Origin of the sequence: Nocardia sp. NPDC058640, assembly GCF_042716995.1 — a bacterium.
GTDB lineage: Bacteria > Actinomycetota > Actinomycetes > Mycobacteriales > Mycobacteriaceae > Nocardia.
The window spans coordinates 31,065-56,673 of the sequence record NZ_JBHXRG010000023.1 but is presented as its reverse complement, the minus strand read 5'-3'; the positions used below and the strand labels follow the sequence as shown (position 1 = coordinate 56,673).

At 67.1% G+C, this 25,609-nt stretch carries 25 protein-coding genes; 4 read left to right on the top strand and 21 right to left on the bottom strand.

The window, feature by feature from the left end; genetic code table 11:
* Positions 1–20: 20 nt before the first annotated feature.
* From ACFWU5_RS21840 to ftsH, 19 genes are all read right to left on the bottom strand, one after another.
* Positions 21–2,591, bottom strand: a complete 2,571-nt coding sequence (locus ACFWU5_RS21840; protein WP_379268479.1) for an ATP-dependent Clp protease ATP-binding subunit — start codon at positions 2,589–2,591, stop codon at positions 21–23.
* 275 nt (positions 2,592–2,866) lie between these two features.
* Positions 2,867–3,805, bottom strand: a complete 939-nt coding sequence (locus tag ACFWU5_RS21835; RefSeq protein WP_379268477.1) for an esterase/lipase family protein — start codon at positions 3,803–3,805, stop codon at positions 2,867–2,869.
* A 63-nt stretch (positions 3,806–3,868) separates the two neighbouring features.
* Complete coding sequence (locus ACFWU5_RS21830) at positions 3,869–4,414, bottom strand: DUF1772 domain-containing protein (protein ID WP_379241069.1); 546 nt, start codon at positions 4,412–4,414, stop codon at positions 3,869–3,871.
* 116 nt (positions 4,415–4,530) lie between these two features.
* Positions 4,531–5,142 (bottom strand): FHA domain-containing protein, encoded by a 612-nt coding sequence (locus tag ACFWU5_RS21825; RefSeq protein WP_379268475.1) that lies wholly within the window; start codon positions 5,140–5,142, stop codon positions 4,531–4,533.
* 120 nt (positions 5,143–5,262) lie between these two features.
* Positions 5,263–5,625, bottom strand: a complete 363-nt coding sequence (locus tag ACFWU5_RS21820) for an Lsr2 family protein (protein ID WP_379241066.1) — start codon at positions 5,623–5,625, stop codon at positions 5,263–5,265.
* Positions 5,626–5,740: 115 nt separating this feature from the next.
* A complete protein-coding gene (gene lysS, locus ACFWU5_RS21815) occupies positions 5,741–7,207 on the bottom strand; it encodes a lysine--tRNA ligase (RefSeq protein ID WP_379268521.1) in 1,467 nt (488 codons plus the stop codon).
* Between the two features lie 139 nt (positions 7,208–7,346).
* Positions 7,347–7,769 carry a rhodanese-like domain-containing protein gene (locus tag ACFWU5_RS21810; protein WP_379268519.1) on the bottom strand — a complete coding sequence of 141 codons (423 nt, stop codon included), beginning with the start codon at positions 7,767–7,769 and terminating at the stop codon, positions 7,347–7,349.
* Positions 7,770–7,777: 8 nt separating this feature from the next.
* Complete coding sequence (locus tag ACFWU5_RS21805) at positions 7,778–8,374, bottom strand: cysteine dioxygenase (RefSeq protein ID WP_379268473.1); 597 nt, start codon at positions 8,372–8,374, stop codon at positions 7,778–7,780.
* 128 nt (positions 8,375–8,502) lie between these two features.
* Positions 8,503–9,285: a type III pantothenate kinase gene (locus tag ACFWU5_RS21800; RefSeq protein WP_379268471.1), complete on the bottom strand. Its 783-nt coding sequence runs from the start codon at positions 9,283–9,285 to the stop codon at positions 8,503–8,505.
* 24 nt (positions 9,286–9,309) lie between these two features.
* The gene (gene panD, locus ACFWU5_RS21795; RefSeq protein WP_379241062.1) at positions 9,310–9,729 is read right to left on the bottom strand and encodes an aspartate 1-decarboxylase; all 420 of its coding nucleotides are present in this window, start codon (positions 9,727–9,729) and stop codon (positions 9,310–9,312) included.
* 12 nt (positions 9,730–9,741) lie between these two features.
* The gene (gene panC, locus ACFWU5_RS21790) at positions 9,742–10,695 is read right to left on the bottom strand and encodes a pantoate--beta-alanine ligase (RefSeq protein WP_379241061.1); all 954 of its coding nucleotides are present in this window, start codon (positions 10,693–10,695) and stop codon (positions 9,742–9,744) included.
* On the bottom strand, positions 10,695–11,648 hold the full coding sequence (locus ACFWU5_RS21785) for a Rossmann-like and DUF2520 domain-containing protein (RefSeq protein WP_379268469.1): 954 nt from the start codon (positions 11,646–11,648) through the stop codon (positions 10,695–10,697). The genes panC and ACFWU5_RS21785 overlap by 1 nt, the downstream gene beginning before the upstream one ends.
* Positions 11,649–11,753: 105 nt before the next feature.
* Positions 11,754–12,785: a DUF6779 domain-containing protein gene (locus ACFWU5_RS21780; RefSeq protein ID WP_379268467.1), complete on the bottom strand. Its 1,032-nt coding sequence runs from the start codon at positions 12,783–12,785 to the stop codon at positions 11,754–11,756.
* A gap of 68 nt (positions 12,786–12,853) precedes the next feature.
* Positions 12,854–13,327, bottom strand: coding sequence for a DUF3180 domain-containing protein (locus ACFWU5_RS21775; RefSeq protein WP_379268466.1), 474 nt, complete (start codon positions 13,325–13,327; stop codon positions 12,854–12,856).
* Positions 13,321–13,860, bottom strand: coding sequence for a 2-amino-4-hydroxy-6-hydroxymethyldihydropteridine diphosphokinase (gene folK / locus ACFWU5_RS21770; RefSeq protein ID WP_379268464.1), 540 nt, complete (start codon positions 13,858–13,860; stop codon positions 13,321–13,323). Before folK ends, ACFWU5_RS21775 begins: the two co-directional genes overlap by 7 nt.
* On the bottom strand, positions 13,857–14,279 hold the full coding sequence (gene folB, locus ACFWU5_RS21765) for a dihydroneopterin aldolase (RefSeq protein ID WP_379241054.1): 423 nt from the start codon (positions 14,277–14,279) through the stop codon (positions 13,857–13,859). Before folB ends, folK begins: the two co-directional genes overlap by 4 nt.
* Positions 14,276–15,157 carry a dihydropteroate synthase gene (gene folP, locus ACFWU5_RS21760; protein WP_379241053.1) on the bottom strand — a complete coding sequence of 294 codons (882 nt, stop codon included), beginning with the start codon at positions 15,155–15,157 and terminating at the stop codon, positions 14,276–14,278. Before folP ends, folB begins: the two co-directional genes overlap by 4 nt.
* Positions 15,154–15,789, bottom strand: coding sequence for a GTP cyclohydrolase I FolE (gene folE, locus ACFWU5_RS21755; protein ID WP_379241052.1), 636 nt, complete (start codon positions 15,787–15,789; stop codon positions 15,154–15,156). Before folE ends, folP begins: the two co-directional genes overlap by 4 nt.
* Before the next feature lie 163 nt (positions 15,790–15,952).
* Positions 15,953–18,322 (bottom strand): ATP-dependent zinc metalloprotease FtsH, encoded by a 2,370-nt coding sequence (ftsH, locus tag ACFWU5_RS21750; RefSeq protein WP_379268462.1) that lies wholly within the window; start codon positions 18,320–18,322, stop codon positions 15,953–15,955.
* A 402-nt stretch (positions 18,323–18,724) separates the two neighbouring features.
* Between ftsH and ACFWU5_RS21745 the strand changes: the two genes are divergently transcribed.
* A complete protein-coding gene (locus ACFWU5_RS21745) occupies positions 18,725–19,531 on the top strand; it encodes a hypothetical protein (protein ID WP_379241050.1) in 807 nt (268 codons plus the stop codon).
* 31 nt (positions 19,532–19,562) lie between these two features.
* Here ACFWU5_RS21745 and ACFWU5_RS21740 read toward each other — a convergent pair whose 3' ends face one another.
* Positions 19,563–20,420 carry a DUF1266 domain-containing protein gene (locus ACFWU5_RS21740; protein WP_379241049.1) on the bottom strand — a complete coding sequence of 286 codons (858 nt, stop codon included), beginning with the start codon at positions 20,418–20,420 and terminating at the stop codon, positions 19,563–19,565.
* A 91-nt stretch (positions 20,421–20,511) separates the two neighbouring features.
* Here ACFWU5_RS21740 and ACFWU5_RS21735 point away from each other — a divergent pair, with 91 nt between their 5' ends.
* On the top strand, positions 20,512–20,784 hold the full coding sequence (locus ACFWU5_RS21735) for a DUF2277 domain-containing protein (protein ID WP_379241048.1): 273 nt from the start codon (positions 20,512–20,514) through the stop codon (positions 20,782–20,784).
* A 414-nt stretch (positions 20,785–21,198) separates the two neighbouring features.
* Positions 21,199–22,095, top strand: coding sequence for a LysR family transcriptional regulator (locus ACFWU5_RS21730; RefSeq protein ID WP_379241047.1), 897 nt, complete (start codon positions 21,199–21,201; stop codon positions 22,093–22,095).
* Here the strand turns inward: ACFWU5_RS21730 and ACFWU5_RS21725 are convergent.
* On the bottom strand, positions 22,092–23,513 hold the full coding sequence (locus ACFWU5_RS21725) for an amidase (protein WP_379268460.1): 1,422 nt from the start codon (positions 23,511–23,513) through the stop codon (positions 22,092–22,094). The genes ACFWU5_RS21730 and ACFWU5_RS21725 overlap by 4 nt on opposite strands.
* Before the next feature lie 110 nt (positions 23,514–23,623).
* On the opposite strand from ACFWU5_RS21725, the gene ACFWU5_RS21720 reads away from it, so the two are divergent.
* Entirely contained in the window at positions 23,624–25,582 is a 1,959-nt protein-coding gene (locus ACFWU5_RS21720; protein WP_379268458.1) for a serine/threonine-protein kinase, read from the top strand.
* Positions 25,583–25,609: the final 27 nt, after the last annotated feature.

Below are 25,609 nucleotides of genomic sequence, written 5' to 3'. Positions count from 1 at the left end.
GGGCTCCGTCGTTGTGCTGACTACTCGCCGGAGGCGGCGGCTTCGGGCGCGGTGCCCTCGGCTGCGCCGGTGAGGACTACCTCGGGCTTGTCGTCGCCTGCGGGGGCCTTGGTCAGCTTCGTGGACTTGCCCGCGAAGGTGAACTTGGCGTCCTCGCCCTGGCCTTCGCCGTCCCAGTTCTCGACATCGACTGTGATGGTCTGGCCTGCGCCGATCTCGCCGAACAGGATCTTCTCCGAGAGCTGGTCCTCGATCTCGCGCTGGATCGTGCGACGCAGCGGACGAGCGCCGAGAACCGGGTCGAAGCCACGCTTGGCGAGCAAGGCCTTGGCCTTCTCGGTCAGCTCCATGGCCATGTCCTTGTTCTTCAGCTGTTTGCCCACGCGCGTGATCATCAGGTCCACCATCATCACGATCTGCTCGCTGGTGAGCTGGTGGAACACGATCACGTCGTCGATGCGGTTGAGGAACTCGGGGCGGAAGTGCTTCTTCAGCTCGTCGTTGACCTTGAGCTTCATCCGCTCGTAGTTCGAGCCCTGGGCGTTCGACTGGGTGAAGCCGAGGCCCACCGCCTTCGAGATGTCGGAGGTGCCCAGGTTCGAGGTGAAGATCAGCACGGTGTTCTTGAAGTCGACCGTACGACCCTGACCGTCGGTGAGACGGCCGTCCTCGAGCACCTGCAGGAGGGTGTTGTAGATCTCCTGGTGCGCCTTCTCGATCTCGTCGAACAGCACCACCGAGAACGGCTTGCGCCGCACCTTCTCGGTGAGCTGGCCGCCCTCTTCGTAACCGACGTACCCGGGAGGGGCACCGAACAGTCGCGACGCGGTGAAGCGGTCGTGGAACTCGCCCATGTCGATCTGGATGAGCGCGTCGTCGTCGCCGAACAGGAAGTTGGCCAGCGACTTGGCGAGCTCGGTCTTACCGACACCCGAGGGGCCGGCGAAGATGAACGAGCCCGACGGACGCTTGGGGTCCTTCAGACCGGCACGCGTACGACGAATCGCCTTGGAGACGGCCTTGACCGCTTCCTCCTGGCCGATGATCCGCTTGTGCAGCTCATCTTCCATGCGGAGCAGACGGGTGGTCTCTTCCTCGGTGAGCTTGAAGACGGGGATGCCGGTCCAGTTGGCAAGCACCTCCGCGATCTGCTCGTCGTCGACCTCGGCCACGACGTCCAGATCGCCCGCACGCCACTGCTTCTCGCGCTCGGCACGCTTGGCGACGAGCTGCTTCTCCTTGTCGCGCAGACGCGCGGCCTTCTCGAAGTCCTGCGCGTCGATAGCGCTTTCCTTCTCCCGGCGCGCGTCGGCGATCTTGTCGTCGAAGTCGCGCAGGTCCGGCGGAGCGGTCATCCGGCGGATGCGCATGCGCGCACCCGCTTCGTCGATCAGGTCGATCGCCTTGTCCGGCAGGAACCGGTCGTTGATGTAGCGATCGGCCAGGGTGGCGGCGGCCACGAGCGCACTGTCGGTGATGGAGACCCGGTGGTGTGCTTCGTACCGGTCGCGCAGACCCTTGAGGATGTCGATGGTGTGCTCGACGGTCGGCTCGCCCACCTGCACCGGCTGGAAACGGCGTTCCAGGGCGGCGTCCTTCTCGATGTACTTGCGGTACTCGTCGAGGGTGGTGGCACCGATGGTCTGCAGCTCGCCACGGGCCAGCTTCGGCTTCAGGATCGAGGCCGCGTCGATGGCGCCTTCGGCAGCACCCGCGCCGACGAGCGTGTGCAGCTCGTCGATGAACAGGATGATGTCGCCGCGGGTGTTGATCTCCTTGAGCACCTTCTTGAGGCGCTCTTCGAAGTCACCGCGGTAGCGGCTGCCCGCGACCAGGGAACCCAGGTCGAGGGTGTAGAGCTGCTTGTCTTTGAGGGTCTCGGGGACCTCACCGTTGACGATGGCCTGGGCAAGGCCTTCGACCACAGCGGTCTTACCGACACCGGGCTCGCCGATCAGCACGGGGTTGTTCTTGGTGCGGCGCGACAGAACCTGCATCACGCGCTCGATTTCCTTCGAGCGACCGATGACCGGGTCGAGCTTGCCTTCCAGGGCCGCCTGAGTGAGGTTGCGGCCGAACTGGTCCAGCACCAGCGACGTGGACGGAGTGCCCGCCTCGCCGCGCGGACCGGCGCCTTCGACAGGCTCCTTGCCCTGGTACCCCGACAGCAGCTGGATGACCTGCTGACGGACACGGTTGAGGTCGGCACCCAGCTTGACCAGGACCTGGGCGGCGACGCCCTCGCCCTCGCGGATGAGGCCGAGCAGGATGTGCTCGGTTCCGATGTAGTTGTGGCCCAGCTGCAGCGCCTCGCGCAGACTCAGCTCGAGCACCTTTTTGGCACGCGGGGTGAAGGGGATGTGACCGGACGGCGCCTGCTGGCCCTGCCCGATGATCTCCTCGACCTGACTACGCACACCCTCCAGCGAGATGCCAAGGGACTCCAGCGACTTCGCCGCCACGCCCTCGCCCTCGTGGATCAACCCAAGCAGGATGTGCTCGGTGCCGATGTAGTTGTGGTTGAGCATCCGGGCCTCTTCTTGGGCCAGGACAACGACACGCCTCGCGCGGTCGGTGAACCTCTCGAACATCGCTCCCTCACTCTCCTGCTCCGACATTCTGGCAACAGACGCCGCAGTATGCGCTCGATACAACCTAGGGCGTCGGACCGACAACTGTCGTCGCCAGCCTGCCATGAAGCCCGGGGGTTGCGGCCCCCGCCACCACTGTAGTTGGCACGGGATTCCGCCGCCGCCGGTCCACCCTATTGGGGACCGGCGACAACATGGTCATTCACTCACAACGCGCACGTCGCGGCATTCGTTTCCACTTCAGTTTTGCCTACAGCGAAATCGGCGCCGAGGGGCTAGCCGGTGAAGGGTGGGACGAATTCGCAGGGCACGGGTGCCTGTCGGGCCGGGTCGAGGGCGTTGAGGACGTGACCGGCCGCGCGGGGGCTGCCCGCGATGGCCAGGTGTTCGGAGTAGTCCTGCGCGCAGCCGTCCTGGACCACGACGGAGGTGGCGTTCGGGCCCGGTACCAGGCCTGATGTGTGCGGGACGACCAGTTCGTCGATCGCGGACACGATATTGGTGTACCGCACGCGCGGGTCGTAGACGCCGTCGGCGTTGAGCGCGGTCATGAACGGCGAGCCGGTGAACATCTGCCCGCAGGCCTGGCACAGCGAGGAGGAGACGGCGTCGAAGGCCGGTCCCGCGCCCAAGGCCCGGCTGAAATGGGCGATATCGCCCGCCCCGAACGCGTTGGTGCCCAGCCACGGCGGGGCGATGCCGACCAGCTTGCCGACCTTGTCTCCACCGCCGAGGCGTTTGACGTAGTAGTTGCCGACGATGTTTCCCTGCGAATGCGCGACCAGGTCCACGCGCTGCGCGCCGGTGCGGGCCAGCACGTCGTCGACGAAGGCGGAAACCTGGGAGGCACTTTGTGGAATCGGCGCCATGCCGCCGATCGCCGAGACGGGCCACGGCAGCGCGTACGAGCCGTAGGTGAGGCTGAACACGCAATAACCCTCGTTGGCCAGCAGCGGGGCATATACGCCCCAGTTCGTCTGGCCTCCGCCGCCGGTGCCGTGCAGCAGGACCACCGGATCAGGGTGCTCGGCCGAGGGGACGCAGGTCGGGTCGTTCGCGCCGGGCAGCGAGCCGCCTGGGTTGGTGAGTTCGGGGACGATGCCGGCGAAGAAGTTGTAGTCGACCGGCAGCGGTGCCGCAGTGGCGGTGCCTGGCACGAACATGGCCGCGGCCAGGATCAGCAGCGACCAGGATTGTCGGAACGAACGACGCATGAACGACTCCTCACTAGAACGTGTTCCACTGATCATGGAACACGCCCCAGCGATCGCGTGGCACTACCGCGCGGAAACCATCGACTGTCCCGCAACAGCGTTGCTGGAGTTGCCGTGTTGCACACCGGCGACGAACATCGCGCCACACAGCACCGCGAACGCCGCGGTGTTCAGCACCGCGCGCACGATGTTCCAACGAACCCACGCCGCTTCATAATTCGCGCGAACGGCGGCCGCGTCGGCCATCGACGACGGATCGCCCGCGGCATCCAGCGCCTCGTTGAGCGGCACATTCATCCCGGCGGTGACCGCGAACGCAATCACGTTGAGCGCCACCGCGACTCCGATCCAGATCAGCGTGGCGCGCTGGTCACTGCCCAGGTGCAACACCGCCGCCAACGCGGTGAAACCGACCGTGCCCATGAACGCGAACATGAACCAGGGATTGAGGATCACGATGTTGACCTTCTGCATGACCTCGATCAGGGTGCGGTCGGAAGTGCGTGCCAGCGCGGGCATCACCGAGATCGCGTAGGCGAAGAACACTCCGGCGACGAGGCCGGTACTGAGCAGCGCCAGCACCATGGTGGCCATCCGAACTGCGAACATGACGTCTCCTTGACTCGTGCCCCGCAAGCTCTTTCGGGGATACGAGTAAGTCAACCGCGCAGCGGCCCCTCGCGAACATGGTTCAGGCGCTCAACGGCCTACGCGAGCGTCTGTGCTCACAAATCGTGGTCGGAGATCATCCCGCTCTGCATGGCCAGGGCCGCGAGCCTGGTGCGCTTCTGGTTCTGGGGCAGGTTCTCCACCCCGAACTTCGCGAACAGCGCGCGCAGATGAGTTTTGATGGCGTCGATCGACAGGAACAATTCCTCGGCGATCTGCTGATTCGACGCGGGCGTGGCAAAACCGGTGCCGTGTTTGTACGGGCGGCACAGTGCGATCAGTACCGCGCGTTGGGTATCGGTGAGCGAGCGCATGGTGGGGATGGACCCGGACGCGGTATGCGTCGCGTCATCGACCACACCGCCGAAATCGAAGAAATGCACCAGGGTGGTCCCGACCCGAATGCGGTCGCCGGGACTCAAGCGGCGTCGGCCGACAAGGCGTTCCCCGTTGACGAACGTGCCGTTGCGCGACAGGCCGTCGTCGATGATCGTCCACTGCGCGCCCAGATGCTCGACCGCGGCGTGCAGCCGCGACACCTCGACATCCCACGCGAGCACCAGATCGGCCTGCACATTGCGGCCGATGGTGATCCGCTGCTGCCGCGCGTCCAGCGCCAATTCGTGCTGCTTGCCGGTGCCGTCGGTGTACCGCAGGAAAGAGCTCACGCCGCGACGCCGTAGAAGACCCGAAACACCTTGTGCACGAACATCACTGTACGTCCCCGACCTCGCGGACGAGCAGGCAGGCGGGGCCGCGCACCACGCGAGCCCCGGCCTGCCGGTGAATCAACTCTTGCCGACCTCGGAGTTGTACGCGTCGGTGATTTCCGCGGAAATACGACCGCGAGCCGAGACCTTGTGGCCCTTGCGACGAGCCCATTCGCGAATTGCCGCACTCTGTTCACGGTCCATGGAAACGCGGCTCTTGCCCTGCGGGGAGGGTGCGCCGGCAGCCTTCACCCGGCGACGGCCACTCACCCGACGGGCGTTGGCAACCCACTCGTCCAGGCCTTCACGCAGACGCGCCGCATTTGCGTCCGACAGATCGATCTCGTACGACACCCCATCGATAGCGAACTCGATGGTCTCGTCCGCGATGGACTCACCGTCGACATCGTCGATCAGGCTAACGGTGACCTTCTTTGCCATGAGATGAACGTCCTCTCGAAATCGTCAAGCCTGCCTCCAGGCCGAATACCCGAGGCAAGAATACCCCGAAATGCTAAATTTCCAACATGGGGTCTTCACCCCATGAATTCACTGGTCAGCGAGTAGTGGGACGAACAATGGGGAACAGGATCGTTTCCCGGATTCCCGAACCCGTCAGAGCCATCAACAAGCGGTCGATTCCCATACCCGTTCCGGTGGTCGGCGGCATACCGTGTTCCATCGCGGCGAGGAAGTCTTCATCGAGCACCATGGCCTCGTCATCGCCTGCCGCGGCGAGCCTGGCCTGGTCGACGAAGCGTTCACGCTGGATCACCGGGTCGACGAGTTCGGAATAGCCCGTTGCCAACTCGAAGCCGCGCACATACAGGTCCCACTTCTCGGTGACACCGGCCTTGCTGCGATGCTGACGGGTCAGCGGTGAGGTTTCCACCGGGAAGTCGCGAACGAAAGTCGGCGCGTACAGCTTATCGCCATACGCGTGTTCCCACAGTTCTTCGACCAGTTTTCCGTGGCCGTAGCCCTTGTCGGAAGGAATTTCCAGACCGACCCGATCGGCCAGCGCCAGCAATTCCTCGACGGTGGTTTCCGGGGTGACCTGCACACCGATCGACTCCGACAGCGAAGGGTACATCTCGACGGTGGTCCACTCCCCGCCGAGATCATATTCGGTGCCGTCGGCCAGCGTCATCTTCAAGGTGCCGAATGCCTCTTGCGCGACTTCCTGGATCAATTCCCGAGTCATCGTCGCGGAGTCGTCGTAGGTGCCGTAAGCCTCGTAGGTTTCCAGCATCGCGAACTCGGGCGAATGGGTCGAGTCGGCGCCTTCGTTGCGGAAGTTCCGGTTGATCTCGAAGACCTTCTCCAGGCCGCCGACCACGCAACGCTTGAGGAACAGCTCCGGCGCGATGCGCAGGAAAAGGTCCATGTCCAGCGCGTTGGAATGGGTGACGAACGGGCGCGCGGCGGCGCCGCCGTGGATGGTCTGCAGCATCGGGGTCTCGACCTCGAGGAACCCGCGGCGCTCGAGCGCGTTGCGCAGCGCGCGCACCACATTCACGCGCGTGCGGGCCATTTCCCTGGCCTCGGGACGCACGATCAGGTCCACGTAGCGCTGCCGAACGCGCGACTCCTCGTTCATCTCCTTGTGCGCCACCGGCAGCGGGCGCAGCGACTTCGCCGCCATCGACCAGGAATCGGCCATCACGCTCAATTCGCCGGTGCGCGAGGAGATGACCTCGCCGTGCACGAACACGAAGTCACCCAGGTCGACATCGGACTTCCAGGCGGCCAGCGCGTCGGCTCCGACACCGTTGAGGCTGATCATGGCCTGCAGCTTGGTGCCGTCGCCTTCCTGCAGCGTGGCGAAACACAGCTTGCCGGTATTGCGCACGAAAATGACGCGGCCCGCGACACCGGCGACCAGACCGGTTTGCGTATCGGCTTCCAGATCCGGGTAGGCCGCACGGATTTCGGCCAGCGTGTGGGTGCGCGGCACGACGACCGGATAGGCCTGCCCACCCTCGCTGAGCAGCCGTTCCCGCTTGTCTCGACGAATCCGCATCTGCTCAGGAACGTCGATGTCCACGGCGGAAGTGGCGGCGCGGCCGGGCGCGGCGGGGTTAGGAGTGCTCACATCAGATAACCCTAGCGGCGCGCACTGCCCGCACTTGCGCGGGGCAGCCGTAACCGCGAATTCGAACTTATAGCGAAGCCAAGGCATTCACTTCGCGAGTGAAATGTGGCACACCGACGCCCACGGTCAACAAACCCGCGGACTTCAACGCCTGGTAGCCGCCGATCACATCGGTGGCGCGGTGCAAGCCCAACTCCTGCAATGCGGCCGCGGCCAAACTCGACGTGTAGCCCTCCGAGCAGAAAATGATCCATTCCACATCATGATCCGCGGCCAGCGACAACCTCGCCGACGAGGTCGGATCCAGTCGCCATTCCAGGACATTTCGCTCGATCACCAGCGCGCCGGGCAACGAACCTTCGCGCACTCGCTGGGCGGCGGGCCGGATGTCGACCAGAATCGCGCCACGCGCCAGCGCTTCGGCCAGGTCGTACACATACACCCGGCGCAACCGCGCACGCGCGTTGTCGAGCATCTGGTCAATGGTCATACGGCTCATCACAGATCACCTTCGGGCTGGTCGGTGAGGACGGTTTTGGTGCGACGCAGCGTGCCGTGGCCGGTCACTTCGTAATACGACATCGCCGACAGCGGCGGGGAATAGGCGTGCACGCTCAAGGTGGGATCCAGCGGGCCGACCGATTCCGCGGCGGCGGGGGCGCGCACTACGTCGTGCACCCAACCGATCGGGAACGACGCCTGATCACCCGCGGCCAGTGTGCGCCTGCGCAATTCGGTGCCATTCCACCGGAATTCCGACAGGGCGCCGCTGAGCACGGTCAGCGCGCCCAGTGAGCCGGCGTGATCGTGTAAATCGGTGAATTTGCCCGGCGTCCAACTGATCAGCCAGACATCGACCTCGTCGTCGTGCGAAAGGCGCGTCGCCCAGCGTTCGTCGGCGGGCCAGATTCCGTCGGCAGGCAGCAGGTGGTCGTAGCGGCCCGCGAGGACGTCTTCGGCGCCTTCGTCGGTGAGTCGCAGCAGGTCAGCGGGACGCAGACGGGTCGGCAGGGCCGAGGCGATCGCCCGGTCGAGCGGGGGCGTCGCGGAATAGTCGTCGCGTGCGGACGGAAGGGAAAGGACGGAAGAACGCATGAGCGCATCTCCAGGAGGTGAGATATCGGTCGAGGGAAAACGTCAGCCTCGAACGGTCGAGGCAGATTAGCCTCGACAACACTCCTGGGTGCTCACACGGAAGATCACGAGCGATATCCTATCAGACGCTATTTCTTGTTGCGCTCGTAGACGTGGCGCAGGCCGGTCAGCGTGAGGTGCGGGACGTGCTGGTCGATGGTCTCGGACTCCGGCACGATCAGCGGCGCGCCCGCACCCGTGGCGACCACGGTGACATCGGTGCCCGAGAACGCGTCGAATTCGTCGCGGATGCGGTCGACCAGGCCGTCGACCAGCCCGGCGAATCCGAAGATGGCGCCGGACTGAATGCATTCCATGCTGTTCTTGCCCACCACCGAACGCGGGCGCGCCAACTCCACGCGACGCATCGCACTGCGTTCCACCAGCGCTTCGGCGGAGATCTCCACGCCGGGCGCGATCACGCCGCCGAGGAATTCACCCTTGACCGAGACCAGGTCCACGCAGATCGCGGTGCCGAAATCGACCACGATCGCGGGCCCGCCGAAGGTGCGGTAGGCGGCCAGACAGTTGACGATGCGGTCGGCGCCGACTTCCTTCGGATTGTCCACCAGCAGCGGAATCCCTGTTCGCACACCGGGTTCCACCAAGACGTGCGGCACATGCGACCAGTACCGCGACAGCATCGTGCGCAGTTCGCGCAGCACCGGCGGCACGGTCGACAGCGCCGAGACGCCGACGATCTGGTCGAGGTCGGCGCCGACCAGGCCGCGCACCTGCATGGCGAACTCGTCGGCGGTGATCAGCGGATTGGTGTGAATTCGCCAGTTACGCACCAGTTTCGAGTGTTCGCCGCTGCCGGAGAACAGGCCGAGCTCGATCCCGGTGTAGCGGACGTCGATCGTCAACAACATTGTTTTTCAGTCCCCCCGCCGCGCTCAGACGATCGACAGCGAACGCGGTGAGGTCAGGCCTGAGCCCTCGGGCGCGTACGCCGGGTCGCTGCCGAGTTCGATCGGGCGGTTGCGGTCGTCGACGAACACGACCTTGGGGGCATATTCGCGCAGTTCGGCCTCGTCGAGCTGGCCGTAGGCGATGAGAATGACCAGGTCACCGGGGTGCACCAGGTGCGCGGCGGCGCCGTTGATGCCGATCACGCCGCTGCCGCGTTCGCCCGCGATCACGTAGGTTTCGAGGCGGGCGCCGTTGTCGATATCGACGATGCAGACCTGCTCGCCTTCCAGCAGTCCGGCGGCGTCCAGGAGGTTCTGGTCCACGGTCACCGAGCCGACGTAGTGCAGGTCGGCGTGAGTCACGGTGGCGCGGTGGATCTTCGACGTCATCATGGTGCGCAACATCGTCGTGGCCTTTCAGTGCGCCTGCGGAGCAGGCTGGGAAGCGTCGGGATGGCCGTCGATCTGGGCGCCGAGTACTACGGCGGCGTTGTCGATCAGGCGGGTGTCGCCGACCTTGGCCGCGACGAGCAGACGGGCGTTGCCCGCGGTGGGGACCGGGCCGAGGTTGGCGTCGCGCAGTTCGAGGTAGTCCACGTCCAGGCCGTCGACCGCGTCCAGGACGGCGCGGGCGGTGGACAGCACCGCGTCGGGGCCCAGACCCGCGGCGTGGCGGCCCGCGGCCAGCGAGGCGGACAGGGCGAGCGCGGCCTCGCGCTGGGTGGCGTCGAGGAAGCGGTTGCGCGAGGACAGCGCGAGACCGTCGGGCTCGCGCACGGTCGGGTAGGCCACGATCTTGGCGTCCATGTTCAGGTCGCGCACCATCTGCCGGATCAGCGTGAGCTGCTGGTAGTCCTTCTCACCGAAGTACGCCTCCGAGGCGTGGGTGATGTTGAGCAGCTTCGCCACGATGGTGAGCATGCCCGCGAAATGCGTTGGCCTGCTGCCACCTTCGAGCTCGGCGCCCAGCGGGCCGGGGTGCACGGTGGTGCGGATGCCGTCGGGGTACATGTCGGACACGCTGGGTGCGAAGACCAGGTCCACGCCCTCGGTGCGCAACAGTTCCAGGTCGGCGTCGAGGGTACGCGGGTAGGCGTCGAGGTCCTCGTTCTCGCCGAACTGCAGCGGGTTCACGAAGATCGACACGATCACGACCTGGTTGTTGAGCTTGGCCTGCCGGATCAGCGCCAGGTGACCCTCGTGCAGCGCGCCCATGGTCGGCACGAAACCGACCGTGCGACCCGCGCCACGCAACGCCTTGGCGACCGTGTCCAGGACCTCGGGGTTGTGGTGCACGGTGAGCACGCCGGGCTTGTAGGCGCCGGTGGCGCGCGCGCCGCCCTGGTGGTGATGCACTTCTCGGGGTTCCATCAGTGGCCTTCCTTGGCGAGGAGCTCCAGCAGTGCCGGATTGGTGTTTGCGAGTTCGGCGGTGCGCAGCGAGTTGGCGCGGTAGGCCGCGGCCAGGCGATCGTCGACTTGTTCCAGGGCGTCGAGATGTGCGGCGACGGCGTCGACATCGCCGCGTGCGACCGGGCCCGTGAGTGCGGACTGGCCGCGGCGAAGGGCGTTGTCCAGCGCGGCCGAGGCCAGCGGTGCCAGCAGGCGTTCGGGGAGGCCGCCGGGCTGGTCGTCGACCGTGGGCTGGCCGAGCAGGCCGGGGCCCGACAGGGATTCGCGCAGGGCCGCCACCGCGTCGACGATGACCGTGACCAGGTGATTGCTGCCGTGCGCCAACGCCGCGTGGTACAGCGCGCGCTGGTCCTCGTCGACCCGGACCGGCTCGCCGCCCATCTCGATGACCAGGGCCTGCGCGATGGCGTACCCGACCTCGTCGGCGGCGGTGACGCCGAAGCAGGCATTGGCCAGGCGGGCGATGTCCTCGTCGTGGCCGGTGAAGGTCATGGCGGGGTGGATCGCCAGGCCGAGCGCGCCCTGGCTCGTGAGCGGCTCGAGGATCGCGACGCCGTTCGCGCCGGAGGTGTGCACGACGATGGTGCCGGGGCGGACCACGTTCGCCGCCGCCAGACCGCGGACCAGGCCCGCGAGTTCGGCGTCGGGGACCGCGAGCACCAGCAGTTCGCTGCGCTGGGCGATCTGTTCGATCGGCAGGATCTGCGCCTCGGGCAGACGCGTGTTGGCGCGATGCACCGAGGCGTCGGAGATCGCGGCGACACCGAACACCACGTGGCCGGCTCGCTCGAGCGCGGAACCCAGTGCGGAACCCACTCGTCCCGCCGAGACGATTCCCACCGTCAGTCGTGCGGGCGCTGGATCGACACTGTTGTTGCTCGCGCCATCAGGGTTGACACTTCTCGAGGTCAACGTTGTCCTCTCGATTTGCGTTCCAGTCCCGCGGAGCGGGTACCAGACGTTACGAGTCGAGGATAGTGCGCGGTATGCGCGGCACGCCATCACCCCCGAGGTGATCTACCTCGCAGACTCCGATTCCAGGTTGGCCATGATGTCGGCCACCGACAGGCGGGCGGTGCCCTCGGTCTCCGCGCGGCGGCGGCGACGGGAGCTGGTGCCGACCGACGGGGACTTCTCGGGCTTTGCGGCCGCGGGCTTGGTCGCCTGCGCGGGCACTGCGGGCGCGGGTGCTGCGGGAGCGGGTGCTGCGGCGGTCGAAGGCTGACCGTTGGCCTCCGTGCCGTTGGACTCGGTGCCGTTGGACTGCGAATCCGCGTCGCTCACCTTGCGGGTGTGCGGGGAGGACAGGCGCGGCGGGGGCGTTTTGCCTGCCGACTTCGCCGCGGCGGGCGCGGTGGCGGCTTGCGTTTCGGCGTACTCGTCGAGCTGGATCGCGGAGGTCTCCGCGGTGACCGGATCGTCGTACGGGTCGGCGAAATTGGCCGAAACCGGTTGCATGAAAACGGGTTTCAGCGCGCTGGGCGGTTGCTGCCACGGTCCGAACCAGGCCGCGTTGGCATCCACGGGGCTATCGTCGAAATCGGGGTCCGTGTCGTCGAAAGCGCTGAATTCACCGGCGGGCAGCGCGTCGATGCGCACGGCGTCGGCCTGCAGCGCGACCTGTTCTTCGGGCAGCGCACCGTCGAAAAGGACCTGCAGGTTCTGGCGCAGCAGGGTCAGCTCGGCGCGCAGGGCGGCGATTTCGGAGGTGTCGGCGCCGACCTCGGCGCGCACTCGCGCCTCGACGCCCATCTCGTACTCACGCCGGGCGTTGATCTCGCGCTCTAGCTGCAGTTCGTACACCGTCTGCAGATCGCGCACCTTGGCCTGATCCACGGCCGCGTCCTTGCGGTAGCGGGTAGCCGCGAGTGCGCCGATCACCGCGGCCCACAGGGCCGCTACCAGGCCGATTCGGACGTACTGGACGTTCTCGCTGAAGATCAGGAAAACGCTGGCCGTCAGACCGAGCAGGATCAGGAAACCGACGAAGAATTTTCCCGCGTCGTCCCGCCGTCGTCGGGGCGCCGTGCTGCGGGAGGGTGAAACCATGAGGGCCAGGGTAGCCGGAATCGGCTGGTCGGCCCACCAAAGGTGACAGTGATTCCATTTGCGAGTTGCTAAGTGGTAGCCGGATCGTCGGTGGGGTCCTCGGGGGCGCGGCAGCAATACTCCAGCCACAATGCCGCAGCAACCAGGGCCGAACCCGCCAGCAGGCCCACCACCGCGCCCGGTGAATCGGCGGCCGCGGCGGTCACGGTGCCGCTCTGTGGGAAAACCCACAGCAGGAAACCGAGCCATACTCCGGCAGCCAGCGAACCTACCTGCAGCGAGGCCTTCGCCAGCGCCACACCCCGCGCCACGTTGATCGGGTGCATCTGGCCGGAGCCGTCACCGATCTCCTGATCGGCGATCTTGGCCTTGATCGCGAAGCCGAGCGTGGCCTCGATCGCGGCGACCGGCAGCAGTGAGGCGCCCGCGGCCACGGAGATGCTCGGGAAGCTGGAGTAGGCGAACCTGGTGGCGGTCCACGCGACGGCGGCGGCGATCACGACGTTCAGCGCCAGGTCCAGCACCCGGGTGGGTTTCAGCACGAGCGGGCACTTTCGTCGCGTAGCACCAGGTCGGTGCGGATGACGCCGTCTTTTTCGGACTGGTCGAGTTCTGTGAGCAGGTCCGCGATCGGGTGGGTGACACCGTCGACGAGCAACTGCGCGGACGGTTCGACGGCCAGCCATGGGGTCAGGACGAACGCGCGGTTGTGGGCTTGCGGGTGCGGGAGGATCAGGTCGGGATCGGTGTCGCGCGCGATGGGCGTGCCGGTGCCGTCGGTGCACTGGACGATGTCGACGTCGAGAGTGCGCGCACCCCAACGGATTTCGCGGACACGCCCCGACGCCTGCTCGAGCTGCTGCCCGAATCGCAACCACGCGTAATCATCGAAGTCCGAATCCTGCGCTACGACAACAGCATTGAGGTAGTCGTCCTGATCGACGCCACCCCACGGCGCGGTGGTGTAGACCGGCGACACCGCAATGACCCGCTCCCCCAACGCTTCCACCACACTGCGCAGATGTCCGAGCCGGTCACCCAGATTCGAGCCGATCGACAGCACCGCGCGAGTCATCGCCGCGACCCCGGCGCGACCGTGCGATACCGGGTGGCCACCACCCGCACATCGGCGAAGGTGTGCGGGATCGGTGCCGACGGCTTGTGCACGACCACCTCGACGGATTCGATACGCGGATCGGCCATCACGTCATCGGCGATCTCGGACACCACCGTCTCGATCAGATTCCGCGGCGGACCGGTCACGATGCGCACGGCCCGTTCGGCGAGGGCGCCGTAGTCGACGGTGTCGGCGAGGTCGTCGGACGCGGCGGCCGCCGCGAAATCGACCCACACGGTCAGGTCGACGATGAACTCCTGCCCGTCACGCCGCTCGAAATCGAACACTCCGTGCCGACCGAACGCGGTCAGTCCACGCAGTTCGATCCGCGAGGAGGCGGGCCGACCAGCGGGCGGCGGCAGCAGGGGCGAGTTCATCGAATGGCTCCTCGGGTGGCGGCACGGGTTTCGGTGGCACGGCGCCAGGCGTCGACGACGGCGATGGCGTCCACGGAGGCGCGCACGTCGTGGACGCGGACGCCCCAGGCGCCGTGGGTGGCGGCCAGTGCGGACAGGGTGGCGGTGGCGGTTTCGCGGCCGTCAGGGGGGCGCGGGCCGGATTCGTCGGCGAGTAGGGCACCGAGGAAGCGTTTGCGGGAGGCACCGATCAGGATCGGGAGGCCGTCGGCGACCAGTTCCGGTAGGGCCGCCAGGAGTTCCCAGTTGTGTTCGGCGTTCTTGGCGAAGCCGAGGCCGGGGTCCAGGATCAGGCGGTCCGGGGAGACGCCCGCGGCTACGGCCAGGTCGACCTGCGTGGCCAGTTCGGCGCGGACCTCGGCGACCACGTCGTCGTAGTGGTCGGCAGGGCCGGTGTGGCGGTAATCCGCGCCCGCGCGCCAGTGCATGAGGATCCACGGCACGCCCGCCTCGGCGACGACCTTCACCATGTTCGGGTCGGCGCGGCCGCCGGACACGTCGTTGACCACGGAGACGCCTGCTTCCAACGCGGCCTCGGCGACTTCGGCGCGCATGGTGTCGACACTGGTCGGCACGCCCGCGGCGACCAGCCCGCGGATCACCGGGGTGACCCGCGCGGCCTCGGCGCCGGGATCGACCCGATCGGCTCCCGGTCTGGTGGATTCCCCACCCACATCGACGATGTCCGCACCGGCGGCATACAGCTCGATACCGTGTGCGATCGCCAGTTCCGGGTCGAGATAGCGACCGCCGTCGGAGAAGGAATCAGCGGTCACATTGACCACCCCCATGACCACGCTGCAACGCTGGTCGCGGGCGGTCACCAGTGGCTGACTCATTTGCGCAGGATCAGGTCCAGCGCCTCGGATCGCGAGGCGGCGTCGGTCTGCAACTGGCCGCGCACCGCCGACGTGGTGGTGCTGGCGCCGGGCTTGCGGATGCCCCGCATGGCCATGCACAGGTGTTCGGCCTCGATCACCACGATCGCGCCGCGCGGTTCCAGCTTGCGCATCACCGCGTCGGCGACCTGGCTGGTCAGCCGCTCCTGCACCTGCGGGCGCTTGGCGTACAGGTCCACCACGCGCGCCAGCTTCGACAGGCCGGTCACGCGACCGTGCGGGCCGGGGATGTACCCCACGTGCGCGACGCCGTGGAACGAGACCAGGTGGTGTTCACAGGTGGAGTACATCGGGATATCGCGGACCAGCACCAGTTCCTGGTGACCTTCGTCGAAGGTGGTGGCCAGCACCGCGTCGGGCTCGGTGTACAGCCCGGCGAACATCTCCCGGTAGGCGCGTGCGACTCGGGAGGGCGTGTCGAGCAGGCCCGGACGATCGGGGTCCTCGCCGACCGCGAGCAGCAATTCGCGCACGGCGTTCTCGGCGCGCACCTGGTCGAAGGGCGCACCGGTGGCCAACGCGGTCAACACCGGCCCACCGGCCGAATCGACATCCTGATTGTTCGCCGACACTTCTCCGCACCTCCGTAATATTCGCGGCTGGTGCCGCGGGGTTCTCACCCGCCGATCGATCTGGAGTCGGGCGGGTCGAGAACCGGTGTCGAACGCCGACGATCACCCGTCGGTGCGACGGTGATCGTGCGGCATTCGACGATCGAGCCTAGTCGGCAGCCGATCAGTGGCGGCCGTTCGGCCCTTCCCATTCACTGTTGTCCGGCTCGGGATCGCGCGCGGGCGGCTGCGGCTGCGCGCCCCACGGCTGGAAGCCGTCGCTGGCGTGCCGCGGCTGCTGCTGATCGGGTCGACCCCACGCACTGCCCTGACCCTGATCCTGCGGCGGTTGCTGCTGCGGGGGCTGCGGCTGGTGCGGTGCCTGCTCGTCGCGCGGCGGCCAACCGGGCGCCGACCAACCGGCGGGAGCGCCGTAATCGGGCCGTGAACCGTGCGTGCCCGACGGCCGCGGGAACGCCTGGGTCGGCGCGGCGGGCAGCGGGTACCCGGCGGCGGGCGGTGCGGGCTGACCGTACGGCTGACCCTGGTACCCGTTGGGCTCGACCGGCGGCGCGCCGTTGGGCAGCGGCACCGGCGCGGGCTGCACCGGCGGCCACGGCTCGCCACGTTCCACGGCCAGCTCACCCGGGGTCTTCACCGGCGGCTTGTCCGACGGGAGCCGGTCACCGAAATCGTTGAACGCGGTGATGCGCGGACGCTTCTCGACGCCGGCCAGGATCTTCTCGAGATCCTTGCGGTGCAGCGTTTCGCGCTCGAGCAGCGCGGTCGCCAAAGTGTCGAGCTGCTCGCGGTATTCGCTGAGGATGGACCAGGCTTCGGTGTGCGCGGCCTCGATGAGGTTGCGCACCTCCTCGTCGATCTCGCGCGCGACCTCGTGCGAGTAGTCGGGCTGCACGCCCATCGAACGGCCCAGGAACGGGTCGCCCTGCTCCTGGCCGTAGCGCACGGCACCCAGACGGGCACTCATGCCGTACTCGGTGACCATGCCGCGAGCGATCTTGGTGGCCTGGTCGATATCGGACGAAGCGCCGGTGGTGGGCTCGTGGAACACCAGTTCCTCGGCCGCGCGACCACCCATCGCGAAGACCAGCCGGGAGATCATCTCCGAGCGGGTCATCAGGCCCTTGTCGTCCTCGGGCACGGTCATGGCGTGACCGCCGGTGCGGCCGCGGGCCAGGATGGTGACCTTGTAGACGGGCTCGATATCGGGCATCGCCCAGGCAGCCAGCGTGTGGCCACCCTCGTGGTAGGCGGTGATCTTCTTCTCGTGCTCGCTGATGATCCGGCTCTTGCGGCGCGGGCCACCGATCACCCGATCCACCGATTCCTCGAGCGATTCGCCGGTGATGACCGTGCCGTTCTCGCGGGCGGTGAGCAGCGCGGCCTCGTTGATCACGTTGGCCAGATCGGCGCCGGACATACCGACCGTGCGCTTGGCCAGACCCTCGAGATCGGCGTCCTGCGAGATCGGCTTGCCCGCCGAGTGCACGCGCAGAATCGCGCGGCGACCGGCCAGGTCGGGGTTGCCGACCGGGATCTGCCGGTCGAAACGACCGGGGCGAAGCAGCGCGGGATCGAGGATGTCGGGGCGATTGGTGGCCGCGATCAAGATGATGTTGGAGCGATCGCCGAAGCCGTCCATCTCCACCAGCAGCTGGTTCAGCGTCTGCTCACGTTCGTCGTGACCGCCGCCGAGGCCCGCACCGCGCTGGCGGCCGACCGCGTCGATCTCGTCGACGAAGATGATGCAGGGGCTGTTCTGCTTGGCCTGCTCGAACAGGTCACGCACACGCGAGGCACCGACACCGACGAACATCTCGACGAAGTCCGAACCGGAGATGGTGAAGAAGGGCACCCCGGCCTCGCCCGCGACCGCGCGGGCCAGCAGCGTCTTACCGGTTCCGGGCGGCCCGTAGAGCAGCACACCCTTGGGGATTTTCGCGCCGAGTGCCTGGTAGCGGGCCGGATTCTGCAGGAAATCCTTGATCTCGTACAGCTCTTCGACGGCCTCGTCGGCACCGGCCACATCGGCGAACGTGGTCTTGGGCATGTCCTTGGTCAGCAGCTTGGCCTTGGACTTACCGAAGCCCATCATGCCGCCGCGACCACCGCCCTGCATGCGCGACATCACGAAGATGAACAGGCCGACCAACAGCACCATCGGCACGATGAACAGCAGCAGCTGCGACAGCCAGCTCTCCTGCTTGACCACGGTGTCGTACGGCGCGCCGGACTTCTGCACGGCGTCCAGGACCTGCGCGGAGTTCTCTCCGCCGCTGGGGTACTTGGCCACGATCTTGGCGTTGTTGCTCGTGGCCTCGTTGCCGTTGTTCAGTTCGATGCGGAGCTGCTGCTCCTTGTCATCGATCTGCACGTTCTTGACGTTCGCCTTGTCTTCGAGCTGGGCAAGCGCAACAGAAGTGTCGACACTCTCCCAGCCGCGCGTGTCATCGCCAAGATAGGTGAACAGCCAGATCATGAGCATGATGCCCGAGATGATCGCCAAAGTGCGAAACACTGTCTTGCGGTTCATAGAGCGTCGGCCGGACGGCCCAGTCCTTTCCGGTTATTTCTCCGGGTGTGCCTAGCGATGCGTCGAGTTCGGCGGGTTTCGGATGCGGACATGCCACGTTACCGCGTACGGTCTAGTTCGATACATCGCGCAGTTCGGCTGCTGGTGCAGTTGCACTGGTAAACGGCCGGAGAACGTGAGAGGTTCCCGAACTCTCCAGCCGGGTTGTGGCAAGTGGCCACAATCATGTCATGCCCGCCCTATCGTGGGCGGCGACACAACTACAGCGCAGGGGGTACAGCCATCGTCGAGCTACGAACACCCACAGCGATTCTGCGCCATGGCGGTGGACGGCTTGTCGTCCTGCGTCCTGGTACCGACGGCGAACGTGTACTCGACGTTCCCATTGCCGACCTGCTCAAAGTGCGCCTGAACAGGCGGGCCGACGAAGCGGTGGTGATCGAGATCTACCTGCGTTATCCCACCGCGGTGCTCACCGGAGTTCCCGCCGACCGCACACCGCTGCCGGTGCTCATCGCCGAGCACGACGTGCCCGCGGCCCTTGGCATCGTCGACCGGATCAACGATCAGATCATGGCGACCAAGCGCATCGACGTGGCCGCGCCCGATCTCACCCCGCCCGCTCCCGAGTGGGGCAAGTCGGGTCCGACCCGCGCCGATGTCGAGCGGGCTGTACGCCGGATGGCGCCGCGCAAGGACGCCCGTTCGGCGATCAACGCGCTGAACCGGTACGTCACCCCCGACGAGTACGTGCTGGAAACGGCCATCACGGTGGCTACTCCGCCCGCGGGTTCGGGCACCGGCCTGCTCGCGGCGACCACCACCCGGGTGCTGTTCATCTCCATCGGCACCGGCGAGCGTTATGCCTTCGAACTGGCGGTGGCCGCGATTCTGGGCGCCCGCACGGTCGAGGGGCACAGCGCGCCCGGTGAGATCGATACCCGCCACGGCGGATCCGGGATCGATATCAACGACGGCAATCGCACGCTGCATTTCGCGGGGGTGGATCGCGCCGACACCGAAAGGGTCACGTGCGCGGTGAATTTCGCGGTGCGCAGGCAGGCCGCCGACGGCGCGTCCGGGCCCGCCGATCCCGGCGTCAACCAGCTCTACGCGGAGTGGGAATTACTGGTCGAACGGCATTCGCTGGGCATGGTCGACGACACCCAGTTCCAGCGTTACGGTCGCGGAATTCTGCGCAGCCTGTAGACAACAGTCGCCAGACGGCCGGACCGAATGCTCAATTCGGTTCGGCCGCTTCGGTTTCGGGCTTCTTGTCGGGTTCGTTGAGTTCGATGCGCCGCCACGGGCTGGTCGGGCGGGTCCACAGGCGGATCAGTTCCATGCGCCGGTCCACGCCGCCGTTCTTCAGTTCGGCCAGGTCCTCGGTGGCCTGCCAATAGGTCCAGCCGGCCAGGTAGGCGTCGCCGAATTGGCGCCAGTTGCGGTAGCGGCGTTGCGCGGGGGCCAGCGCGCGCATGCAGTATTCCCAGGCCACGTCGGCGTCGATATAGCCGGCGGTGAAGGCCATGCGCGCCACGGCGACCACGCGGGCCAGGTCCCAGGCGTGGATGTCGTTGGGCAGCGGACGCGACAGATGGTCGGTGAAGCCGATTTTGATGGCCTGCGCCCAGATGTCGTAGTCGCGCACCAGCGCTTCGGGGTTGTCCATCCCCCTGAACGAGCCGACCTGGCGAAGGAACGCGCGTTGCTTGTCGGCGCGTTCACCGAAACGGTCGCGCTCGCTGGCGTTGACCGAGGCCATCACCAGCGGATGCACCAGCGAGTACAGCGGTGCGTGCATGCCTTCGAGCAACTGTTCCATCGACGCGCGCGCCTCGGTGCCGTCGGTGATGCCCCAGGCGCCGGTCAGGGTGTCGATGGCCAGTTCGCGGCGGTCACCCAGTGGGTGTTCGCGTTCGGGGCCCAGCAGCATCGCGTCGTGGAAGGCGTCCCACCGGGTGGAGTAGAAGGCGCCCAGCGCCAGTGCGCGCAGTTCGTCGTCGCTGCAGCCCGCGCCCGACCAGTGATCTTCTTCGCGTTCGTCTAGTTCGGGGTAGGGAAAAGTGGTCAGTGCTGGTACTCCCCTGGCAGGCATGCGGCCGAGTCTAGTGCGGTGACCGCGATCACGTGGGGCGTGCGAATCCCTTCACCTGTCGTGTCATGCCTCACAGGTCTATGGTGCTGTCATGTGTAGAAATATCACCGTCTTGCGTGGTTTGGAACCTGCCGCCACGGAGCAGGAGATCTACGCTGCCGCCTTGCAATATGTGCGCAAAGTCGGCGGCATCTCCGGCCTCAGTAGTGCCACCAAACCCGCCGTCGACAAGGCCGTCGCCGCCATCGCCGCGGCCACTACCGCGCTGCTCGAGGAGTTACCGGATCGTCGGGTGCCCCCGCCGACCGAACCGCCGCTGCGTCGGATCGCCGCGCGCGACGAAGAAGCTCAACAGACTTCCTGATCCGCGCGTACGACCCCACCCGCCCCATCACGTGACGGGGCGCGGTTGACGCATGTTCGGGCCACTGACCGGCCTGAACAATATGAACGAAACCTTTTTGTGATCAACCTCACTAAAGGTGCTCCAAGCCCGCTGAGTAAGTGGTCAGCGGCGCACTCGCCTCCCGAACCATGCCATCGGGACATGACCCACAGTCGGCCCATTCGTGTGAATCGAGCCGCATTCGCGCAGGTCAGCGCCTCCGCACCCGGCCGGAATCGGCCGCGGTAGGAAAAAGGCAACTCGATGATGCAGCTCACCATGGCAGGCCATATGCTGTGCGATACCAACCTGGTGACTGTTTTGATCCACTTCCGCGAACTTCCTTGCCTATTTTGGCTGGATTTTCCCGACTTATTCTGATAGCAAGGTGCTATGGACCCGCATTTGCGCGATCTGCGGTATTTCGTCGCCGTCGCTGAGGAACTGCATTTCACCAACGCCGCCCAGCGGCTGCACATCGCTCAGCCGACGCTGTCGCGCCAGATCCGCCAGCTGGAACGCCAGCTCGACGTGGTCCTGTTCGACCGCAACCAACGCAGCGTTGCCCTGACCGTCGCCGGTAAGGAACTGCTCGACGGCGCCCGCAAGATCCTCGAGCTGTGGGAGGTGACCAACGTGTCCCTCCAGGAAGCAGGCGAGGTGCTGCGCGTCGGCATCCAGTCCGCGCTGGGTCGCGGGCTGCTCAACGACCTGGAAAGCGCCAGCGGTCACCGTCTGGCCCTGCACGCCGCGTCGTGGAACGACCCGTCCAGTGGGCTTGCCGGTCGTCAGGCCGACCTGTCGCTGGTGTGGCTGCCGCTGCCCGACTCCAACCGGTATCGCTGGCAGGTGCTGCGCACCGAGCCGCGCTGGGTGCTGCTGCCCGACACCCATCCGCTGGCGGAGCAGGAGACCATCGACTTCGCCGACCTGCTCGACGAGCCGTTCGTCGCGCTGCCCACCGAAGCCGGTGCGGTGCGCGACTTCTGGCTGGGCAACGACGCCCGTGGTGGTCGCGCGGCCAAGATCGGCGCCGAGGCGGCCACCCCCGAGGACAAGCTCGAGGCCGTGAGCCTGGGTCTGGGCGTGTGCCTGCTGGCCGAGAACAACGTGCCGATGTACCGCTGGCCCGGGCTGACCGCGCGTCCGGTCGCCGGTCTCACCCCGTGTGAGCTGGCCGTGGCGTGGCGGGCCGACGACACCCGTCCGACCATTCTGGAATTCGCCGGTCGCGCCGTGGACGGTGGGTTCTCCGAGCCCACCCCGCAGCCGCAGCCGATCGCGGTTTAATTCGTCAGTTCCAGTTGGGCGGCGAGGCCGAGCAAAGTGGCCTCGCTGCCCGGCGGACCGGCCAACTGCGCCGCCAACGGCGTGTGCGCCTCGGGATGCGTGCCCATCGGCAGTGACGCCGCGGGCCAGCCGAGCAGATTCCACAGCCCGGTGAACGGTGCGTAGCGCACCGACGACACCACATTCGCCGCCCACCCGCGCCCACTCCACTGCCTGGCTTTGGGCGGTCGCGCGGCCAGGGTCGGGGTGATCACCACGTCGAAGTTCTCGAAGAATTCGAGCAATCTGGCTTCGGTCCGGTCGATCTGACTCGGTCGCACCAGGCCAAGACGCCGAATCACCGCGCCCAACGCCAGATGACGCTTGGTGCGATCCTCGAGCAATTCGGGATTCGCCAGCGCCTCGGCGTCGCCCAGCCCGGCGCTGGGCCAGCGCAACAGCATCAACAGCGCCGCGTCGCCATAGGGCAGTTCGACCGGTTGCACCTCGTGCCCGGCCACCGCCGCGCGCGCACCCGCGGTACGCGCTGCCGCCGTCCAATGCCGATCCATGCGGACAAGTCGCGACGGCGGAGCCACGGCGAGTCCGATGCGTAGTCGCTGTGGTTTGCGGAGTTCGGCCAGGTCGGAGCGGCCCGCCAGCACCGATAGTGCCAGCGCCGCGTCCGAGACCGTCGTGGCGAGTACGCCGTTCTCGGCCAAACCGCCCCAGGAATCGGCGCCGATCTGCGCGGGCACCACGTGTCTACCCGGCTTGATGCCGAACACTCCGCAGGCGGCGGCAGGCACCCTGATCGAGCCGAGTCCGTCGTTGCCATGGGCGATCGGGACGAGTCCGGCGGCCACCGCGGCAGCCGCGCCACCGGAGGAACCGCCGGTCGACCGGCCGACATCGCGCGGATTGCGGGTCACGCGGCCCGGGGCGTCGGTGCTGGCCCACAGCCCCATTTCGGGCATGGCCGTCAACCCGACCACGATCGCGCCCGCGGCCCGCAATCTGGCCACCACCGGGTGATCCACGGTCGCGGGTTCGGTCGAGGTGGCCGCCGAACCCGCGCGGGTCGCTTCGCCCGCGACCGCGATGTTCTGTTTCACCGCCACCGGCACGCCGGCCAACGGCAGCTCGTCCAGGTCGACGCGCAGGGTCAGTTCCCGCGCTTCCGCTCGGGCTTTGTCGGCGCGTACCACCGTGAACGCGTTGATCTTGCGGTTCTCCGAGGCGATCCGCGCGAGCGCGTCGGCGGTGACGTCGGCGGGCATGATCGTGCCCGCGCGCACCCGCGCGGCCAACGCGGCCGCGGGCCCGCTGATGGGGTATTCGTCGGCGCTCGGGCGGCCGGTGCTCATGCTCACCGGCGCGTCGGTCACGCCCTCGTCGTCGATGGATTCCCAGGCTATGGCTGTGAGGTCTTCGTTCATCTGCGGATTCGCCCCCGTCGCACAATCGTCGATAATCGGGTGATCAGCTCTAGAGGCGCAAGTTATCATTTTCGGTACGGCTGTCCGACGATGGCGGCGGGTGTGGCGAAATGAATTTGGGCGACAGCACGACCGGCGGTGAACCACCCGACGCGAGTACCCGTCGGTCTACAAATGTGGGTGCCGACACGGGGCAGCTCGACCTCACCGCCACCTCGGCCGCGACGGTCACCACGACGCCGGGTGCGTTCGAGCCGCTGGATCGGATCGAGATCGGCCAGCGGATCGGCGATTTCGAACTGCTCACCGGGTTGGGTTCGGGTGCGTTCGCGCGGGTGTTCCTGGCTCGGCAGCGGTCGATGCAGCGGCTGGTCGCGGTGAAGATCTCCGCCGATCGTGGCACCGAACCGCAGACCCTGGCCCAACTCGATCACGACTACATCGTGCGAGTCTTCGACCAACAGCTACTCGACACCGACTCCGTGCCTTCGGGTTCGCGGCGGCTTCGTCTGCTCTACATGCAGTTCCTGCCCGGCGGCACGCTGCTGGGCCTGCTGCGCTGGGTCCGCGCGACCGCGCCCGCCGACCGCAGCGGCCGACTGCTACTGGACGCGGTGGACGCCGCCATGGAGGAAAAGGGCGAGATCCGCCCCACCGACTCGAGCGTGCGGGCCGAGATCGCCGCGCTGAGCTGGCCGGAAACGGTGGCGTGGTTGGGTCGACGGCTGGCCGAGGCGCTGGATTACGCGTCCTCGCACGGCGTGCTGCATCGCGATGTGAAACCGGCGAATGTGCTGCTCACCGCGGAAGGTGTGCCCAAACTCGCCGATTTCAACATCAGCTTCAGTCGCACGATCGTGGGCACGAGTCCGGTGGCGTATTTCGGCGGTTCGCTGTCGTACATGTCGCCCGAACAGCTCGAGGCCTGTCACCCCGACCTCGGCCGTACCGCGGGCGATCTGGATACGCGCGCGGATATCTATTCGCTGGGCGTGGTGCTGTGGGAGCTGTTGACCGGCGCGAAACCGTTCGACGACAGCACCGCCGAAGCCGCGGGACGTGGCGACGAGACGACCCTCGAAGCGATGCTCGAACGACGCACCGGCGGTGTCGACGCGGACGCGCTGGACCGGGTGCCCGCGAACTGTCCGGCGGCGCTGCGCCGAGTCCTGCTCACGTGCCTGGACCAGGATCGATCGCGACGGTGGGCCGATGGTGGCGTGCTGGCCAAGCAGTTCGACCTGTGTTTGGACGAGCGGGCCCGCGATCTGGTCGATCCGCCGCCCGACAGTGCGCGGATGGTGTGGCGGAAGTGGCCGCTGCTGGTGTTGGTGTTGGCGATCGGCATCCCCAACGGCCTCGCGTCCTGGTACAACATCCAGCACAACCAGACCCTGGTGGTCAGTCGCCTCGGCGAAACGGCCCAGCAGACCTTCATTTTCATCACCGCGGGCGTGAACCTGATCTTCTTCCCCGCGGGCGCCGCGGTGCTGATCTATCTGTCGAGATTCGTCCTGTGGGTACCCGGTGGCCTGCGCAAAGGCCGCCGCTACGACCCCGACACCCTGCGCCGCGCCAGACAGGACTCGCTGCGGTTGGGCGACCGCGCGGTGATCGTCGCGTTCTCGCTGTGGGCGCTGGCCGGCCTGACGTTCCCGGTGGCCCTGCAACTGTCCACCGGTGACGTCCCGGGGCGCGCCGTGGTGCATTTCCTGGCATCGCTGCTGGTCTGCGGCGCGATCGCGGTGGCCTACCCGTTCTTCCTCGTCACCTTCTACCTCGTGCGCTGCATCTATCCGGTGTTCCTGCGGCACGGCGAGATCAGCGATGACGACGGCGTCTGGCTGCGCGCACTGAGCCGCCGATGCACCTGGTATCTGGCCGTGGCGGCATCGGTGCCGCTGCTGGCGGTGGCGAGTCTGACCTTCCTACCGCCCGCCGACATCCCGTCGGTGATCGTCGCCGTGCGCGTGCTGTGTATCGGCGGCATCATCGCGTTCGTCGGCTCGTACGTACTGTTCCGCGAACTGGAAGCCGACCTGAAAGCGCTCGAACGCGTCGTCAGCTGACACGCGAAAACCCCGCCCCCGCAACAC